Annotated in this window: 16 protein-coding genes and 3 pseudogenes; 8 read left to right on the plus strand and 11 right to left on the minus strand. The window is 62.1% G+C overall.

Annotation, left to right across the window (positions count from 1 at the left end; genetic code table 11):
• Positions 1-5: 5 nt before the first annotated feature.
• Positions 6-83 (plus strand): annotated as a pseudogene (locus P0D73_RS39160) (H-NS family nucleoid-associated regulatory protein); the annotation flags it as partial.
• A complete protein-coding gene (locus P0D73_RS39165) occupies positions 60-458 on the plus strand; it encodes an H-NS family nucleoid-associated regulatory protein (RefSeq protein ID WP_494478264.1) in 399 nt (132 codons plus the stop codon). The pseudogene P0D73_RS39160 and the gene P0D73_RS39165, both read left to right, overlap by 24 nt.
• Before the next feature lie 53 nt (positions 459-511).
• Here the strand turns inward: P0D73_RS39165 and P0D73_RS39170 are convergent, their stop codons facing one another.
• The 10 genes and pseudogenes from P0D73_RS39170 to P0D73_RS39215 all read right to left on the minus strand — a co-directional run bounded on the left by P0D73_RS39170 (position 512) and on the right by P0D73_RS39215 (position 10,163).
• A complete protein-coding gene (locus P0D73_RS39170; RefSeq protein ID WP_408181602.1) occupies positions 512-823 on the minus strand; it encodes a hypothetical protein in 312 nt (103 codons plus the stop codon).
• Between the two features lie 235 nt (positions 824-1,058).
• Positions 1,059-2,153 (minus strand): GntR family transcriptional regulator, encoded by a 1,095-nt coding sequence (locus P0D73_RS39175; protein ID WP_408181600.1) that lies wholly within the window; start codon positions 2,151-2,153, stop codon positions 1,059-1,061.
• Positions 2,154-2,172: 19 nt separating this feature from the next.
• The gene (locus P0D73_RS39180) at positions 2,173-3,378 is read right to left on the minus strand and encodes an ABC transporter substrate-binding protein (RefSeq protein ID WP_408181598.1); all 1,206 of its coding nucleotides are present in this window, start codon (positions 3,376-3,378) and stop codon (positions 2,173-2,175) included.
• Positions 3,379-3,426: 48 nt separating this feature from the next.
• Positions 3,427-4,509, minus strand: a complete 1,083-nt coding sequence (locus tag P0D73_RS39185) for a CobW family GTP-binding protein (RefSeq protein ID WP_408319698.1) — start codon at positions 4,507-4,509, stop codon at positions 3,427-3,429.
• The gene (locus P0D73_RS39190; protein ID WP_408319700.1) at positions 4,506-4,853 is read right to left on the minus strand and encodes a hypothetical protein; all 348 of its coding nucleotides are present in this window, start codon (positions 4,851-4,853) and stop codon (positions 4,506-4,508) included. The genes P0D73_RS39185 and P0D73_RS39190 overlap by 4 nt, the downstream gene beginning before the upstream one ends.
• Positions 4,854-4,886: 33 nt before the next feature.
• Positions 4,887-5,645: an SDR family NAD(P)-dependent oxidoreductase gene (locus P0D73_RS39195; protein ID WP_408319702.1), complete on the minus strand. Its 759-nt coding sequence runs from the start codon at positions 5,643-5,645 to the stop codon at positions 4,887-4,889.
• 30 nt (positions 5,646-5,675) lie between these two features.
• Positions 5,676-6,449 carry an SDR family NAD(P)-dependent oxidoreductase gene (locus tag P0D73_RS39200; protein ID WP_408319704.1) on the minus strand — a complete coding sequence of 258 codons (774 nt, stop codon included), beginning with the start codon at positions 6,447-6,449 and terminating at the stop codon, positions 5,676-5,678.
• Positions 6,450-6,477: 28 nt separating this feature from the next.
• Positions 6,478-7,815: an MFS transporter gene (locus P0D73_RS39205; protein ID WP_408181591.1), complete on the minus strand. Its 1,338-nt coding sequence runs from the start codon at positions 7,813-7,815 to the stop codon at positions 6,478-6,480.
• A 51-nt stretch (positions 7,816-7,866) separates the two neighbouring features.
• Positions 7,867-8,754: a polysaccharide deacetylase family protein gene (locus tag P0D73_RS39210; protein ID WP_408319706.1), complete on the minus strand. Its 888-nt coding sequence runs from the start codon at positions 8,752-8,754 to the stop codon at positions 7,867-7,869.
• An 18-nt stretch (positions 8,755-8,772) separates the two neighbouring features.
• Positions 8,773-10,163, minus strand: a pseudogene (locus P0D73_RS39215) (amidase family protein).
• Between the two features lie 405 nt (positions 10,164-10,568).
• Here P0D73_RS39215 and P0D73_RS39220 point away from each other — a divergent pair.
• A pseudogene (locus tag P0D73_RS39220) lies at positions 10,569-10,844 on the plus strand (transposase); the annotation flags it as partial.
• Positions 10,845-10,889: 45 nt separating this feature from the next.
• On the opposite strand, the gene P0D73_RS39225 reads toward P0D73_RS39220, so the two are convergent.
• Positions 10,890-11,807: a LysR family transcriptional regulator gene (locus P0D73_RS39225; RefSeq protein ID WP_408287961.1), complete on the minus strand. Its 918-nt coding sequence runs from the start codon at positions 11,805-11,807 to the stop codon at positions 10,890-10,892.
• A 267-nt stretch (positions 11,808-12,074) separates the two neighbouring features.
• Here P0D73_RS39225 and P0D73_RS39230 point away from each other — a divergent pair, with 267 nt between their 5' ends.
• The 5 genes from P0D73_RS39230 to P0D73_RS39250 are packed head-to-tail and all read left to right on the plus strand — an operon-like array spanning position 12,075 to position 16,441.
• Positions 12,075-12,854, plus strand: coding sequence for a 5-oxoprolinase subunit PxpA (locus tag P0D73_RS39230; protein ID WP_408181586.1), 780 nt, complete (start codon positions 12,075-12,077; stop codon positions 12,852-12,854).
• A 36-nt stretch (positions 12,855-12,890) separates the two neighbouring features.
• Positions 12,891-13,133 (plus strand): acetyl-CoA carboxylase, encoded by a 243-nt coding sequence (locus P0D73_RS39235; RefSeq protein WP_408181584.1) that lies wholly within the window; start codon positions 12,891-12,893, stop codon positions 13,131-13,133.
• A gap of 5 nt (positions 13,134-13,138) precedes the next feature.
• Positions 13,139-14,581, plus strand: a complete 1,443-nt coding sequence (locus P0D73_RS39240) for an acetyl-CoA carboxylase biotin carboxylase subunit (RefSeq protein WP_408181583.1) — start codon at positions 13,139-13,141, stop codon at positions 14,579-14,581.
• Entirely contained in the window at positions 14,578-15,456 is an 879-nt protein-coding gene (locus tag P0D73_RS39245) for a 5-oxoprolinase subunit B family protein (RefSeq protein ID WP_408181581.1), read from the plus strand. Before P0D73_RS39240 ends, P0D73_RS39245 begins: the two co-directional genes overlap by 4 nt.
• Positions 15,446-16,441, plus strand: coding sequence for a 5-oxoprolinase subunit C family protein (locus P0D73_RS39250; protein ID WP_408319711.1), 996 nt, complete (start codon positions 15,446-15,448; stop codon positions 16,439-16,441). The genes P0D73_RS39245 and P0D73_RS39250 overlap by 11 nt, the downstream gene beginning before the upstream one ends.
• Positions 16,442-16,457 lie beyond the last annotated feature (16 nt).

A 16,457-nucleotide genomic window follows, 5' to 3' on the forward strand; every position in this document is an offset into this window, starting at 1 on the left:
AGTATCGGGACCCGAAGAGTGGCGCGACGTGGACCGGACATGGCCGGGCACCCCAGTGGATTGCAAGCGCAAAAAATCGCGATAAATTCCTTGTTGATGGAGGTAAGGCGATGCCGGCACCTGTGAGCAAAGCGAAGGCTGCTGGCAATTACGTCCGCGGTCCGCAGCCTGCGCTTTATCGTGACCCAAAGAGTGGCGCGACTTGGAGCGGGCGTGGGCGGGCGCCGGCGTGGCTTGCTGGTGCCAAACAACGTTCGAGGTTTTTGATTGATGGCGTTAGCGGAGTTGCGGATTCTGCCGCTGCGAGCAAGCCGAAAGCCGTCGCGAAGAAGCCCGCAACAACGACTGCGGTAGCGAAGAAGGCACCGGTGAAGAAACTGGTTGGCGCCAAAAAGGCGGTTACGAAATTGCCTGTCGCAACCGCGCCAGAACCTATGACTGCTCAAGCGACCGCGTAAGCCAGGACACAGAGCTCGCTTTTCGTTGCGTCGGGACGCGCGATTGATGGGGTCTACCGCGAACGGGCCCGCAGCGCGTCCAGACGCGCGGCGCATTTTGCGTTCGAACCACCGCGCTTGCAGGCCTGTGCGGCCTTTGAGCTGTCAGGAACGACGTCGCCGGGAGCACTTCTGTCCCAGTACCCCTCCCAGCACAAACCAAGGTTGTACGCGGCTGAGCGATGTCCAAGCTCCAAGGCCGTGGCATACATGTCCTTGGCCATCTCAAGGTCGGCGTCCATGCCACGACCAAGCCGCGCACTGTCCGCAATAGCCGCTGCTGCCATGCTGCGCAGCGGCTCGCTCGCGGTATCGTCCTTCAGCACGTCGCCCAGAATGACGTGTCCGCCCTCGTAATCCGGAGGCCCACCTGTCTCCGTGACAAGAGACAGTGCAAGCGCGACCCGGAGGGAGGGATGCCGGCCAGGGCCAACCCGTTCAAGCAGTCGCCGGCCGAGATACGGCGCGCCCAGCAACGGACTGAACCGACGGGCCGCTCGGCGAGAATTGAAATTGCCCAGAAGAGGGCTAGTCGGCTCATCTCGCGGGCACCTTGAAGCGCTATGCGATCCGCTGCATGAAGCCTGGTAGATCGGGTTCAGGCAACACGGCGAGCACCTTCAGACGTTGCAGCGTGCGCTTCTGTCCTGCTTGCAGATGAATGCGCAACGCGTCCGCCGCTGCATTCGCATCGCCGTCCAGCAAGTACCTTAGCACGGTGCGATGTTCAATCAACGTCGCCGTATCGGGATGCAGATCGAACGCGTTATAGAACGCGTAATTTACGGTCAGCGGCATATGCGCGTGCCCGATTGTCTCAAGCAGCTTCTTGTTCGGCGCACAACGCAGGCAGTCGACATGCAGGCTGTTTTCAAGCCGCTGCAATGCCTCCGAATCTACGCGCTCCGGGTTAGCAATGGCGCGCTCCACTTCCCGAAGCGATGCGTTCAAGGTGTCGCGCGACAGCAGCGGCGCGCTTGCTGCCAACGCTGCCGGTTCCAGCAGCGAGCGCAATTCATAATCGTGTCGCACGGCGCGCGCGGTCAGCGGTCCGCACATCCAGTGCGAGTAAGCCGATTTCTCGACCAGGCCGAGATCGCGCAAACGACTCAGCGCTTCGCGAACCGCGCCGCGACTCACGCCGAAAGTCTCAGCGGCCTCGGATTCGTCGATACGAAAATGGCCGAACGCAATGCCGATCGACACCGTGGCTTCGAGGTCGTGATAAATGCGTTCGCTGATGGAGGGTAGGGCGAGTGGCGCAGGCGCTTCGTCGAAGCCGAGCGCCGCTTCAGAGAGCGGCACGCGCAGGGGCTGTGGATCGGGGCCGTCTGGCCCATCGGGTCCGACCACCAGATAGCCGCGCCCCTCGAACGTGCGCAACAGTCCACCTTCGTGCAGCAACTCGAACGCCTTTCTGACCGGCACTCGACTCGTGCCAAAGATCCGCGCAACCGGCCCTTCAAGCAGTACGAGTCCGGCCGCGATCCGCCCACGCAAAATCGCGTTCTTCAACTGATCGTGAATCAGCCGATAACGCAGGCGCGTCTCACTTTCGACGGCGATAATCTCGCTATTGGATTCAACGGTCTCGCGGGTCGCCGTTTCGTTCGCGGAAGCATTCGGCCCCGCGGTTAGCCCTGCGCGTCGTGTCATCGTTTGATAGAGTACGTCGTCACGCGCGCCTGAATTCGGCCCAGCGGCGCACCAGATAATTATGCTCGTCCATCACCGAGTCCCATACTGCGATGCGGCCCATGCGCGCCACGTAGCTGCCGCCGTCGCGGCGCTGACCGGCGGCCACCAGATGCTCGCCGATGGGGCCCGGCAACGCGTGCGCCGCAGCCTTGCCATCGTACCAGTAAGCCCACTCGGCGTCGCTCATGTAGTCACGCGAACGTTCGTGGTTGGCGATGTAGAAGCCTTGCCGCGCCATCGTCGCACCGGCCCAGCCATCGAGCCACCAGTTCAGATAGGCGTAGGCGGCGTCGAGCACGCGGCCGTTGGTCGCGCGTGATAGAGACAGGCCTCCGAACCAGGCGCGATAGCCTTCGCGCGGACTCGCGAGCCTGAACTTTAACCCGGCCTTTTCCAGTTCGACGGTAGCGGGCGACCAGATGCTCTGGATCGCCACCTTGTTGGAGATCATCAGTTGTGCGGCTTCGGCGAAGCTTGACCAGAAGCCCGCGAAATGGCCGCGTCGTTTGTAGTCGATCAGGGTGGCGATCAACGCATCGATTTCTTCGATGCTCAGGTTGCCGATGTCCGCGAACTGCATCAGCCCGCTTGCTTCGACGGCGAGCGCGGCGTCGATGGCGCCGATCGCGGCGTCGGCCTGTAATGCGACGCGTCCGGCGAGTTCGGGCGCGAGCAGCCACGACCAGCTTTCGCCGCGCTCGATCAGCGCGGCGGGCAGCGTATCGTCGAGATAGACGAAGCTGTCCGCGTTATGCGTGAGCGGCAGCATGCTGATGCGCTCACTGGGCTGGCGGCCGAGCGAGTTGTCCGGCTGCACATAAAGGCGGTCCGCCGGCACCGAGCCCGCGCCGGTGCACACGCGTTTGCCGAGCCGTCCGGCGCGCGGCAGCGAGTTGATCTCGCCCCAGCGCGTGATGCGCGTGAGGTCGATGGGTTGCAGCGCGTGCGCGGGCCACAGGCAGTCGATGCTGTGAAACCACTGGTCGTACAGATCATAGCTTTGCGGATGCATCACGCCGTTACGTTGCACGGCCGAGCCATCTTCGACGATGAAACGCAGCTTGATGCCGAGGTCCTGTTCCGCCTGCTTGCGGATATGGTCCTGCAAGGTCACCGACGTGCCGAGCACGCGCAGTTCGATCTTTCCGCGATGGATAGCGGGTGCTTCGGGCGAGGTGCGCACGGGTTGGGTTGAACAGGTTCTTAAAACGTGAAGGTGGAGCGCGCAGCATCAGGCCGCTTGTGCGAGCACGGCGCGAAAGCGCTGGTATGAGTTTTCGATTGCATGAGCGTCGATGCCTTCAGTGATGAATACGAGCCGCGAGGCGCGTGGTCCTTGCGGTTCGTCGGGCCACACGTCGAGATGCAGAACGGGATGAACCAGATGCTGTACCGCGTGCAATACGGCCGGTCTGTCCGAGCCTTCGAGCGAGAGCAGGCCTTTCACGCGCAAAATCTTATCACCGTGGCGGTTCAGCAGCAGGGTGAACCAGAGGGTGAAGACCTGCCAGTCGATGGGGATGTCGATGGTGAGGCAGGTGGAGGTGATGGCGTTGCTCAGGGTTTGAGGTTGCGTGTGCGGTTGCGGCTGCGTTTCCGCGCGATGGGAAAGACGTGTGCCGCCACCTTCACCAAGATGCAGCGTACCCGCCCCGATCCTATTCATGCTCTGAACGGCATCGGGTACAAAACGCGCTGGTATGAACAGCAAATCTCTTAACGCATCCGCAGACGACGCGCGCGTAACGATTTCCGCCAATGGATTCAACGCAGCCAACGCAATGCGCAATGCGTCGACCTGCTGCGCGCCCACCAGATCGGCCTTGCTGATCACGATACGATCCGTTGCACTAATTTGCGCGAGCCACTCGGGATAGCGCTCGCGTTGCAGCTCGGCATTCACCGCATCGACGACGGTAACGGTCACGTTCAATGCATAGTGACTGCGTATCACCGGATCGGCGAGCAGCGTCGCGATAATCGGCGCGGGCGTCGCGAGACCGGTGGTTTCGATCGCCACACGCGAAAATGCGGGCACGTCCCCCCGCGCGCGCTTCGAAAACAGTGCGGCCAGCGCGTCCTTCAGTTCGCTGCGTATCGAGCAGCACACGCAGCCGTTCTCGAGCAGCACGGTTTGCGCATCCACCTCGCCCATCAGCAGGTGATCCAGTCCGATCTCGCCGAATTCGTTGACGAGCACGGCGGTGTCGCGCGCGGCTTCGCCGGTGAGCACGTCGGCGAGCAAGGTGGATTTGCCGCTGCCCAGAAAGCCGGTCACGAGCGTGACCGGAATAATGTCGTAGGCGAGGCTCACGCGGGCTCCTGATCCAAAGTAGCGGCGATCTTTGTTTCAGCGAACAGGGTCAGCGGATCGAGCGGACGGCCGAGCATACGCTCTGCCGCTTTCCATACCTGCGCGAAATCACCGACCAATTCGCTCGCGCCGGTCGGTGACGACAGCACGAACGATTGCCCGTGAAAGTCGTCGAGACGCAGCCGCAGCGGCACCAGAATCCGATTGGCCAACGAGGCCTGCAACAGTCGCTGACGTCGAGCATCGGGACGGCCGCCAGTACCCGAGCCCGCAGTTGAAGAGGCGGGCGCCGTCGTATTCGACCAGTGATTGCCGCCGCCGAGCAAGCCACACATTCCGCACATGGTGCTTCTCCAGGAGTTGTTCACGAATGCCGCTCAGGGCATCACATCGCCGGAATTCGGGCCTAGCGTCTGGCCGACGAACAGATTCCCGCCAGGGTCCGAAGCAAGCAGCACAGCAGCAGGAGCAACTTCTGAGGCGCGGCCAAAACGCCGCAACGGCAACTCCGCCGACTTCGCCGTTTTCCACGCGGTGCTGATCCCATCGACCAGCGCGGTGTCGATCGGACCCGGCGCGATGGCGTTGACCAGCACGTTGTCGGGCGCGACTTCGAGCGCGAGCGATTTGGTGAAGCCGATCACGCCCGCCTTCGCCGCGGAGTAGTGGGATAACTCCGCGCCACCTTTGATCCCGAGTTGCGACGCGACGTTGATTATGCGGCCCCAGCGTTGCGCGATCATCGAGGGTAACGCGCGACGCGTACACAAAAACACGCTGCGCAGATCGACGCGCATCATCTCGTCCCACATGTCCGTGGTGAGATCGACGCAACGCGCCTGCGTCAGCATGCCCGCGTTGTTGACCAGAATATCGATGCCGCCGAGCGCCTCGATGCAGGTATCGACGATACGATTCGCGTCCGCTTCGACGCCGACATCGGCTTGCACGGTATGCACCGTTGCGCCCAGCTTGCGGCAGGCGTCGGCCTGCTGTTCGAGACGTGTAACGTCGCGGTCCGCCAGCACGAGCCGCGCGCCCGTCGCCGCATACGCCTGTGCAATCGCCGCGCCAATGCCACTCGCCGCGCCCGTGACGACGGCACGGCGGCCGTCGAGTGAAAATGTGTCGCTCATGGTTCGACTCTTCTTGACTCGATGTGCGACTCAACCGGGCCAGCGGACCGTCAAGCCACCGTCCGCGATGATCGCCTGGCCGGTGATATATGACGCGTCCTCGCTGGTCAGAAAACGGATTAGCGTGGCGATTTCCGAAGGGCGTCCGACCCGTTGCAACGGAATGCCGCGCGCCGCTTCGAGCAGGCCTTCCGGGCCGAGCGAGTTGACCGCGTCGAGCGATTGCGGCGTTTCGATCAGCCCGGGAATCACTGCGTTGCAGCGAATCTTTCGTGGCGCCAGTTCCATCGCGACCGCGCGACACAACCCAGGCACGCCCGCTTTCGCTGCGGAGTAGTGCGTATGATTTTCCCAGCCATACACGCCGCCCGCAATCGACGACACCGCGACCATCGCGCCACCTTCCGACATACGCCGGCTGGCGGCGCGGAAGGTGCGCATCACGCCGGACAGATCGACATCGATCATCTCGAACCATTGCTCGTCGCGCATCTGGGTGAGCGGCGCGGCGCGCAGCAGGCCAGCATTGGCGATGGCGAAGTCGATCCGTCCGAAGCGTTCCAGTGCGACGGCAGCGAACGCGTCGACCTGGGCGGCGGATCTCACGTCGACGGGATGCATCACGCACTGGCCGCCGGCTTCGGAAACAAGACATTCGGTGTCGCGTGGGTCGTGCGGATCGCCCGAAAAGTAGCCGCCGACCACCGCGACGCCGATTTGCGCATACGCAAGCGCGAGCGCCTGGCCGATGCCGCTCGCCGCGCCGGTGATCAGCGCGACTTTAGTGCGTTGTGATTCGCTCATGACTTGTCTGCTCGATAAGGGCGATAAATTAATGAATACGTTCCGGGTTGACGTGTTTCGCGAAGAAGATCAACAGGCCGGACAGGAAGCAGGGCAGCGCACCGAACCACAGCGCCGCATGCAACCAGTCCACGCCGTGATTCAGCATCGAGGTCACACCGACACCCGCGAGTATGGCGCCGACCGGACCCATCGCATGGACGATCGAGCTACCTGTACCGCGAATCGCAGTGGGATAGCTTTCGCCGATAAAGAACAGCGCCGCCGAATACGGCCCGATCAGAAAGAACAGACCCAGGCTGTACAGCGCGACCACCACCGCATAGCTGCTCGGTCCCATCAACATCCCGGCGAATGCGAGGCCACCGCACATCCAGCCGATAGCGAGCGTGTTGCGTCGGCCTATCTTGTCGCCGATCCAGCCATGGCTCAGATAGCCGCAATAGCCGATCACGTTCGAGAGGACGAGAATCAGCAGCGAGTTTTCGAACGACACGTTATGCACGCGCGTCAGCACGGTAGTGCCGAGCACGCTGAATACCTGAATCGCCGACCAGTTCAGCAGAATGCCGCCGCCAAGCACTAGCGTCGCGCGCAGCGCGTCGCCGCGAAACGCTTCGCGCAGGCCCGCGCGGCTGTGTTGTTCGTAGTCGACCCGATGTTCGCTGGCGAGCGCGCGCGCGTCCTTGTCCTGACCTTCTTCGCGCAGTTGCTTGATGCGTTTGTGCAGGAGGAATTGCGGGCTTTCCTTCAAGCGTCGCGTCATGAAGAAGATGACGATAGCTGGGAACGTCGCGAAGATAAAGCAGCCTTGCCAGCCGATGCGCGGCAGCAGCAGCGCGGTCAGACCCGAGGCGATCAGCGCGCCGATCGGCCACCCGCCCTGCACGAGACTGTAGATAAAGCCTTTGTTGCGGTTCAGGCGCGGGTCGTCGGCGGCCGAGTACAGTTCGTTCAGATAGGTCGCGTTGACGGTTTCCTCGGCGTAACCGAGGCCCGACAGCGAACGGATCAGCACCAGCGGCCACTGGCCCATCGCACCGCCGAGAACAGTGAGACCCGAGCACAGCGCCGCGCCCGCGACGGTCCACAACAACGCGGCCTTTCGTCCCACGCGGTCGAGCAGGGGGCCAATGCCGAACGCGATGATCGCCGTGCCGATCGCCACGAAGGTCGCGATCTCGGCCTGGGTCGCTGCGTCCCAGTTGTAGTGCTTGCCGATTTCCGGCAGCAGCGTGCCGAACAGAATGAAGTCGTACACCGCGAACACCCACGCGAAAAACGCGACCACGGTGGCGCGCTTCACGTCGACCGGGAGGATCTTTTCGAGCCTGAAGCCGGCGCGGGTCAAGGCACTTTCTTTCATCTCAATGCTCCGATAAGGACGCTACACATAGCGCTTTGAATCGCGCCGGGTTCAGGTTGGTTTGACGCGTGGCTGGCGGCGCAGGAAGTCGTCGGCGATTTCATCGCAGGTGCAAAAGCGAACTCCGTCGTGCAACTTGAAATGCGCGATCAGACGTTCGAGCATCAGCAGCACTTGCGGACGGCCGGATACGTCGGGATGGATCGTGATCGGGAACACCGCGTAGTCGTGCTCGCGATACAGCCAGTCGAACTGGTCGCGCCACATCGTTTCGATTTCGCGCGGATTCACGAAACCGTGGCTGTTCGGCGCTTTCTTGATGAACATCATCGGCGGCAGATCGTCGAGATACCAGTTGGCCGGAATTTCGACGAGATCGGTTTCCGCGCCCCGTACCAGCGGCTTCATCCACGTATCGGGGTGCTTGCTGTAATCGATCCTGGTCCAGCTATCGCCGACCCGGACGTAGTACGGATGGAAGTCGTTGTGCATCAGACTGTGATCGTACTTGATGCCCTTTTTCACGAGCAGTTCGTTCGACACGTTGCTGAATTCCCACCACGGCGCGACATAGCCGGTCGGGCGGCGGCCCGACAGTTGCGTGACGAGTTCGATGCTGCGGTCGAGCACGGCTTCTTCCTGCTCGGGCGTCATTGCGATCGGGTTTTCGTGGCTATAGCCGTGAATGCCGATTTCGTGGCCCGCGTCCGCGACCGCTTTCATCTGCTCGGGAAAGGTCTCGATTGAATGACCCGGAATGAACCAGGTTGTCTTGAGTTTTTCGCGTTCGAACAGCCTGAGGAGACGCATCGAGCCGACCTCGCCCGCGAACAGGCCCCGCGAGATGTCGTCCGGCGAGTCTTCGCCGCCATACGAACCGAGCCAGCCGGCCACCGCGTCGACGTCGATACCGAAGGTGATCAGGATTTCCTTGGCCATCTGTACTTCCTCCTTGTTTCAGATTTCAGAACTGCAGTTTGCGTGGTGTTGCACCGACAGCGCGATGCGCAGCAACGCGTCGTCGTCGTTTTGCGCGCGCATCAGTTGCACGCTGGTGGGCAGGCCGTCGGCGTCGGTGCCGGAGGGCAGCGCGACGGTGGGCGTGTCGAGAAAACTGCCGGGCATGGTCATCGACAGGGTTTGCAGATTGACGCGCGCGAACAGTTCGGGATCGGCTTCGAGCGGTGCGCGCAACGGAGCGACGTGCGGCACGGTGGGAGCGATAAGGGTGATGTCGGCGAGTTCGTCGCGAAACGACGCGATCATCGCGAGACGTTGCTCGCGCAGGAAAGCGCGGCGCTCGGCGGGCACGACTCGGCTCGCTTCGAGACGCGTGCGCACGCGTTGATCGATGCATTCGGCGTCAGGCCAATCGAGCAACGCGCGATGCACATTGAAGGCTTCGAGACCGCCGAGCCAACCGTACATGCGGATCAGTTCGTGCAACTGGTCGAGCGTTGCGAGGCGGCGCGCGTCGACTTGCGCGCCCGCGTCGCGCAGACGTTCGACGACCGCGTCGCGCAGACGTTCGACGACCGCGTGGAGTTGCCCGAGCACCGATGGGCTGACCGCGTGTCGTTCGCTGAACGTAGGGTCGATCACGAAGCGCTGGCCTTTGAGCGACGCCGGCATAATCGGCGCGGGCGAGGTGATGCCGCGTACGGCCGAGTCAAACGCGATGCTGTCGGCGACGGTGCGGGCGAGCGGCCCTGTTGTGTCGAGCGTGCGGGGCAGTGCGAAGGTGCGTCTTTCGGATAGCGCGCGGTGCTCGCGCGATAGCCGACGATGCCGTTGAAGGCGGCGGATACGCGCACCGAGCCGCCGGTGTCGGTGCCGATGGCAAGCGGCACAACCCCGGCCGCGACCGCAACCGCCGCGCCTGACGACGAGCCGCCCGGCGCGCGCGAGCCGCTGTCGAGCGCGCGGTTCACCGGCGTGCCGAAGTGCGGGTTGAGGCCGAGGCCGGAAAAGGCGAACTCGGGGAGGTTGGTTTTGCCGATGCAGATAATGCCGGCGCGGGTGGCGTGGGCGACGAGCCGAGCGTCGGTGTGCGTGGCGACGTGCTTCGCGTTGACCGCCGACGCGGCCGTGATGACGGTGCCCGCGATATCGAACAGGTCTTTCCATGCGACCGGCACGCCGTCCAGCGGACTCAAAGGCGCGCCGCTTTTCCAGCGCGCGGCCGATTGCGCGGCTTCAGCGTGTGCGCGTTCCGGGGTCAGGACGATGAACGCTTCCGGGACGCTGGTGGCGCGTTCAAGCGCGCACTCCGTCACGCTGACGGGGTGGGCGCAGCCGAGGGCGTAGTCGTTCGACAGGCTGAGGGCGGTCGGAAAGTCTGCTGGCATGTGCCGGGTGTCCGTTTCGCGAGCGATTTAAATGTATGTCGTCAACAAGATACGTTTATATTGAATGAATTCAAATTAATGAACGATATGGGGGATTACCCTTATTTGCGCATCCGGGTGAAAGCCGGTGGGGGCGTTTGAGGTTTTGTACTTTGTGGAACCGCCGCGGATGTTTTGGCACATCGCATGCTGCGTCTTTGCGTGGCTCATGCAGGCAGTGGCCCGTCATGCCGCGGAAAACAAAAGCCCCACAAATGCGGTTTCGCGCAATATCAACATCAAGACGCGACAGGGCAAACTGAGGTCGGTCGGAAATGGTCGACGCCAACGCGTTAAGCAGCGAACTGCTTCAGACTGAATCGCACCGGGTTTTCCGGAGGCTCCAACGTTTGAGAGAATGGAGTTATGGAAAACGTAAAGAAGAAGTCACCAAGGTACTCGCCGGAAGTGCGTGAGCGGGCCGTGCGGATGGTGCTGGAGCAGCAGGGCGCCCGCGAGTCGACATGGAAAGCGATTGCGTCGATAGCGGCGAAGATCGGCTGCTCGGGAGAGACGCTGCGAAGCTGGGTGCGGCAGGCTGAACGGGATCGTGGCTTGCGCCCAGCGACGAGCACGTAGGAGCAGGATCGGCCTAAGGAACTTGAGCGGGAAGTTCGTGAGTTACGGCAGGTCAACGAGATCGCGATTGCTGCGGGAAACAACGCTTGCGCGCGCCACTTCAGTGCTTCAGCTGCTACCGGTGAACGCCCGAGGTTCCATGAATGTATGCCGGAAGTACTCGCGCACCGCATGCATCGCCGGACTCAGTTCGGCGCTTCTGCGCCATGCGAGACCCACGCTCATCGGCGGCACCGGATCGCGCAGCTGGACGGTCTCGATGCGCCTGCCCTCCAGCGACCAAGGGCGATACACCATGTCCGACAGGATCGCCACGCCGCTTCCATTTGCCACCATGCTGCGCACCGCTTCAACGGACGATGTGCGTAGCTTCACGTTCGGTCGGTACGGCGTCTCGTTCCAGTAACGCGAAGCCGTAAAAGCCGCTTCGTCGACGGTCAACATTATGAATGGTTCGGCAGCGACATCGGCGAGCGTAACGTTCTCGCGCTTTAACAATGGGTGCTGCGCACACAGCCACAGGCGCCGCACTGAATGAATGACCGGCTCAAGTACCAACTCCGGATTCGCAACATTCGATGTGAGCAGCACAGCCATGTCGTATCGGTCTGCGATCAATCCCTCTTCGATCGACTCGCGATTCAACTCGTGCAACTGGATGGTGAGTTGCGGATAGAGCGTGTTCAGGCGCTGCAAATGATGCGGCAGAAAATAGCCGAGCACGGTATAGCTTGCGGCGAGCGTCAGCGTGCCCGTAAGCGTGCTTTCGAGATTCGGAATGCGCATGGCCTCATCGACCGACGACAGGATCGTGTACGCCTGATTGAGAAAACGTCGCCCGGTATTGGTCAAGGTCATGCCGGAAGCGGTGCGCATGAACAGTTGCGTGCCGAGACTGTCCTCGAGCTCCTTGATGGCATTGGTCACTGCCGATTGCGAAATCGTCAGTTGAATAGCCGCCTGCGAAATCTGACCGAGTTCGGCCGTGGCGACGAAGTACTTCAGTTGCCGGAGAGTCAGCGCCATGGGGCCACCTGAAAAAATGATATTGCACTGCGCAATATCTTAATCCCGCAAGTGTTCAGAATGGAATCCGCCTCCGCTTCCCTTGACCAGTCCGCAATAAGCCCGATTTCCGCTCCTCCTTGCGCCGCTGAAGCTATCGAAAAAACAGATAACGTGCCATATAAAAATAGAACTATTTTGGCAGCCGGCGAGCGGATAACGTTCCCTTAACGGGTCTGGCGCGCGTCCTTCAAGCTGACCAGGCTGTTGAACCAGGAGAGATCTAGCATGAACAAGCGCAGCGTCGATTTGAATTCCGACATGGGGGAAGGTTTCGGCTCATGGAAGATCGGTGATGGCGTCGATGAGGACATCATGCCCCTCATCAGCTCGGCCAACATCGCGACCGGGTTTCACGCAGGCGACCCCAACATCATGGCGCGTACGGTGCAACTCGCGAAACAGGCAGGTGTCGGTGTCGGCGCACATCCGGGATTTCGCGATCTGGTGGGCTTCGGACGCCGCAACATCGCCGAGACGCCGCAGGCGCTCGTCAACGACATCATTTTCCAGCTTGGCGCACTGCGCGAATTCGCGCGCCTGTACAACGTCAGCGTGCAACACGTGAAGCCGCACGGAGCGCTTTATATGCTCACCGCACGCGACGAGGACCTGTCGCGCCTCCTGATCGGGACGCTTCAGACGCTGGATCCGACGCTCCTGCTGTATTGCATGGAAGCGTCGGTGACGTATCGGATTGCGCGCGAACTCGGCCAGCCGGTGATCCGCGAGTTTTACGCCGACCGCGACTACGATCGCAGCGGCTCGATCGTCTTCACCCGACGCGTCGGACGGCTCGATCCGGCTCAGGTGGCGGCGAAGGTGTTGCGAGCCTGCGTGGAAGGACGGGTGGCCACAGTCGACGGCGACGACATCGATATCGATTTCGACTCGGTCTGCATTCACAGCGACACGCCGGGCGCCCTCAAACTCGTCGAGGCCACTCGCGCCACACTGGCCAATCACGATATCCGTGTGGCAGCCCCCTTATCTGCGGCCGCCCGCTAATTCCAGTTACCCCAAAGAGACTTGAGGAGCATCCCTATGGCACTACACGATATCGTCAGCCCCCTGCCTGGCACCTTCTATCGGCGGGCGTCGCCGGAGGCCGCGCCCTACGTCGAAACAGGCGCATCTGTCGAAAGCGGCGCGGTGGTTGGACTCGTCGAGGTGATGAAGCAGTTCAGCGATGTCGAAACAAGCGTGGCGGGCCGCATCACCGATATTCTTGTCGACGACGGCGAGCCGGTCGATGCAGGACAAGTCTTGATGCGGATTGAAGGGTGAACAGGATGAACACGTCAAACACGGGCGGCTCCTCAGGCATGTTCTATCAGCCGAAGCGAATCCGTACGGTGCTGGTTGCCAATCGCGGCGAGATCGCGGTGCGGGTGATCCGCGCAGCACACGAACTGGGTATGCGGGCGGTCGCGGTGGTCAGCGATGCCGATCGCGATAGCCTTGCCGCGCGCATGGCCGATGAGGCAATTCACATCGGCCATGCGCATGCGGCGAAAAGCTACCTGAACCCCGCGGTGATTCTCGCTGCCGCACAGCAGTGCGGGGCGGATGCCATCCACCCGGGATACGGCTTCCTCTCCGAAAACGCGGCATTCGCAGCGCAGGTAGAGAACGCCGGGATGATCTTTGTTGGCCCGTCGTCGAGCGTCATTGCAACCATGGGTGACAAGGCAAATGCACGGGAAACCGCGCAGCGCGCCGATGTACCAACAGTCCCGGGCAGCGACGGTGTCGTCCTGTCGCTCGACGAAGCGCGCGAGATCGCAGCAAGGATTGGCTACCCGGTGATGATCAAGGCGGCAGCCGGCGGCGGCGGACGCGGCATTCGGGTGGCACACGACGCTGCACAACTCGACGCTGAATTGCCCCTTGCACAACGCGAGGCGCATGCGGCGTTTGGCAACGGCGGGGTGTATCTCGAACGATTCATCGCACGCGCCCGGCATATCGAAGTGCAGGTACTCGGCGACGGCAACGACGTTGTCCATCTGTTCGAACGCGAGTGCTCGCTGCAGCGGCGCCGCCAGAAGATTCTTGAAGAGGCGCCGTCACCCTCGCTCACGCCGGCGCTGCGCAATGCGCTGTGCGCATCCGCGACGCGGCTTGCAAAGCAGGTGGGCTATCGCAGTGCCGGAACGCTGGAATACCTGTTCGATGAAACGCGCGACGAGTTCTATTTCATTGAAATGAATACACGCATCCAGGTCGAGCATCCGGTGACCGAGGCCGTCACCGGAATCGATCTGGTGCGTGAGACGCTGCGTATCGCGGACGGCGAACCGTTGCGTTTCAGCCAGAATGACATCGTGTTGCGCGGTGCCGCGCTCGAATGCCGGATCAACGCGGAAGATCCCGAGCAGGATTTTCGTCCGAACCCCGGCCGCATAGACGAACTGGTCTGGCCGGCGGGCCCAGGGGTGCGCATCGATTCGATGCTCTACCAGGGTTACACCGTCCCGCCGTTCTACGATTCGCTACTCGCCAAGCTGATTGCCTTTGACGAAAGCCGGCCTGCAGCGCTCGCGCGGCTCAAGCGGGCGTTGAGCGAACTGCGCATCGTGGGCATCAAGACCACCGCGACGCTGCACCGCGCGCTGCTTGAAGACGACGACATTCGCGCCGGCCGCTACGACACCAACTATCTGGAAGCATGGATGACAGACTGGCGCGCCAAACGGGTGGCCGCCACGGACCTGAACGAGGAGGCTGCATGACGATCCGATACACATTCGGTGGCGACGAGTTCATCTTCGTGGAGATCAGCGAAGACATGTCGCTCGAAGCCTTCTTCAAGGGGACCGCGATCACGCGCGAACTGCAGCGCCGCAAAGTGGACGGCGTGACCGAAATCTGCCCCGCTAACGCATCTTTCCAGGTTCGTTACGATCCAGACGTGATCGAGCCGGACACGCTCCTCGCGCTGCTCAAACAGATCGAGGCCGAGGTCGCCGGCGCGACGGAACTGGACATCGCCACACGCATTGTCGAGGTGCCCGTGCTTTACAACGATCCGTGGACGAACGAGACACTGATGCGTTTTCGCGAGCGTCATCAGGACCCGGCTTCGACGGATCTGGAATACGCGGCACGGATCAACGGGAAGAAGGACGTCGAAGACTTCATCGCAGCACACTCCGACTCCCCATGGTTTGTCTCGATGGTGGGCTTCGTGGCCGGCTTACCGTTCATGTTCCAGATGGTCGAACGTGCGCGTCAGTTGCAGGTACCGAAATATCTGCGGCCTCGCACCGATACGCCCAGGTTGACGGTTGGCCACGGGGGGTGCTTCGGCTGCATCTACTCGGTGCGTGGCGCAGGGGGCTATCAGATGTTCGGCGTGACGCCCGCACCGATCTTCGATCCGGCGCAGCGTCTGGATTACCTGCGCGATTTCATGGTGTTTTTCCGCCCCGGTGACATCGTCAAGTTCAAGCCGATCGATCGCGACACTTACGACAAAGCCTTGGCCGCTGTCGATGCGGGGATCTTTTCATTGCGGGTGCGCGATGTGAATTTCTCGCTCGGCTCATTTATGCGCGACCCTGAAGCCTACAACCGTTCGTTGATCGAGGTGCTCAATGCCGACTAACCCTCTCCATGCCATCGAGGTCGTCAAGCCCGGACTGGCTACATCGGTGCAGGATACGGGCCGCCAAGGGTATTACCATGTCGGCATTCCGCCTTCCGGCGCGCTGGATCAGTACGCCTTGCGTGCGGCCAACCTCCTGGTGGGTAACCCCGAAAGTGCGGCCGCACTTGAATGCACGCTGCTTGGTCCTCAGCTGCTGTTTCATGCGGACGCGCTGATTGCCGTGACGGGTGCTGAAATGCAACCCAAGATCGACGGCGTGGCCCAGGCATGCAACGTCGCCCTGCTAATCAAGGCAGGCAGCACGCTGACGTTCGATTATGTGAAAGGCGGTGCGCGGGCCTGTCTCGCGGTGGCCGGCGGCGTTGATGTGCCGATGGTGCTCGGAAGCCGCTCCACGTACACGCTAGGGGCTTTCGGTGGCCACGAGGGGCGGCGCCTGCAGAAAGGCGACCGGCTCGGAATCGGGCGTACCCGAGGGCCCGCTCGTGAAGGCACGGAATTGCCAGAACGGTTGCGTACGCCGCTCGCTCGGGAAGTCGAATTGCGCGTGCTGCCTGGCCTCTATCATCACCGTCTGACGGATGAGTCAGCCATCACGTTTTTCGAAGACACGTGGACTGTCGCCCCTGAAGCAGACCGTATCGGTTACCGCTATAAGCAGGGCCGGCCACTTAAGTTTCGCGAGCGCGAGCAGCCGTTCGGCGCGGGCTCCGATCCCTCAAACATTGTCGATGCCTGCTATCCGATTGGCTCAATCCAGGTCCCTGCCGGACTCGAACCGATTATTTTGCACCGTGACGCAGTGTCCGGCGGCGGCTACGCCACGATCGGCACCGTCATCAGCGCCGACATGGATCTGATCGGGCAAATGCAACCGAACCATCAGGCGCACTTCCTGCCCGTCACCATGACGCAGGCGCTCGCTGCCCGCCGCGATGCCCAACTGCGGCTTGCACGGTTGCGCGAGGTGTTGCTGCGCTAGCGCGCAAGCAGCGCAT

This window comes from Paraburkholderia sp. RL18-101-BIB-B (assembly GCF_046026985.1).
Classification (GTDB): Bacteria; Pseudomonadota; Gammaproteobacteria; order Burkholderiales; family Burkholderiaceae; genus Paraburkholderia.

Bases quoted from the DNA above. Each gene is read 5' to 3' on its own strand.
- P0D73_RS39240 (WP_408181583.1), top strand. From the start codon at position 13,139: ATGAACACGTCAAACACGGGCGGCTCCTCAGGCATGTTCTATCAGCCG.
- P0D73_RS39225 (WP_408287961.1), bottom strand. From the start codon at position 11,807: ATGGCGCTGACTCTCCGGCAACTGAAGTACTTCGTCGCCACGGCCGAA.
- P0D73_RS39190 (WP_408319700.1), bottom strand. From the start codon at position 4,853: ATGTGCGGAATGTGTGGCTTGCTCGGCGGCGGCAATCACTGGTCGAAT.
- P0D73_RS39245 (WP_408181581.1), top strand. From the start codon at position 14,578: ATGACGATCCGATACACATTCGGTGGCGACGAGTTCATCTTCGTGGAG.
- P0D73_RS39235 (WP_408181584.1), top strand. From the start codon at position 12,891: ATGGCACTACACGATATCGTCAGCCCCCTGCCTGGCACCTTCTATCGG.
- P0D73_RS39250 (WP_408319711.1), top strand. From the start codon at position 15,446: ATGCCGACTAACCCTCTCCATGCCATCGAGGTCGTCAAGCCCGGACTG.
- P0D73_RS39230 (WP_408181586.1), top strand. From the start codon at position 12,075: ATGAACAAGCGCAGCGTCGATTTGAATTCCGACATGGGGGAAGGTTTC.
- P0D73_RS39200 (WP_408319704.1), bottom strand. From the start codon at position 6,449: ATGAGCGAATCACAACGCACTAAAGTCGCGCTGATCACCGGCGCGGCG.
- P0D73_RS39195 (WP_408319702.1), bottom strand. From the start codon at position 5,645: ATGAGCGACACATTTTCACTCGACGGCCGCCGTGCCGTCGTCACGGGC.
- P0D73_RS39205 (WP_408181591.1), bottom strand. From the start codon at position 7,815: ATGAAAGAAAGTGCCTTGACCCGCGCCGGCTTCAGGCTCGAAAAGATC.
- P0D73_RS39210 (WP_408319706.1), bottom strand. From the start codon at position 8,754: ATGGCCAAGGAAATCCTGATCACCTTCGGTATCGACGTCGACGCGGTG.
- P0D73_RS39175 (WP_408181600.1), bottom strand. From the start codon at position 2,153: ATGACACGACGCGCAGGGCTAACCGCGGGGCCGAATGCTTCCGCGAAC.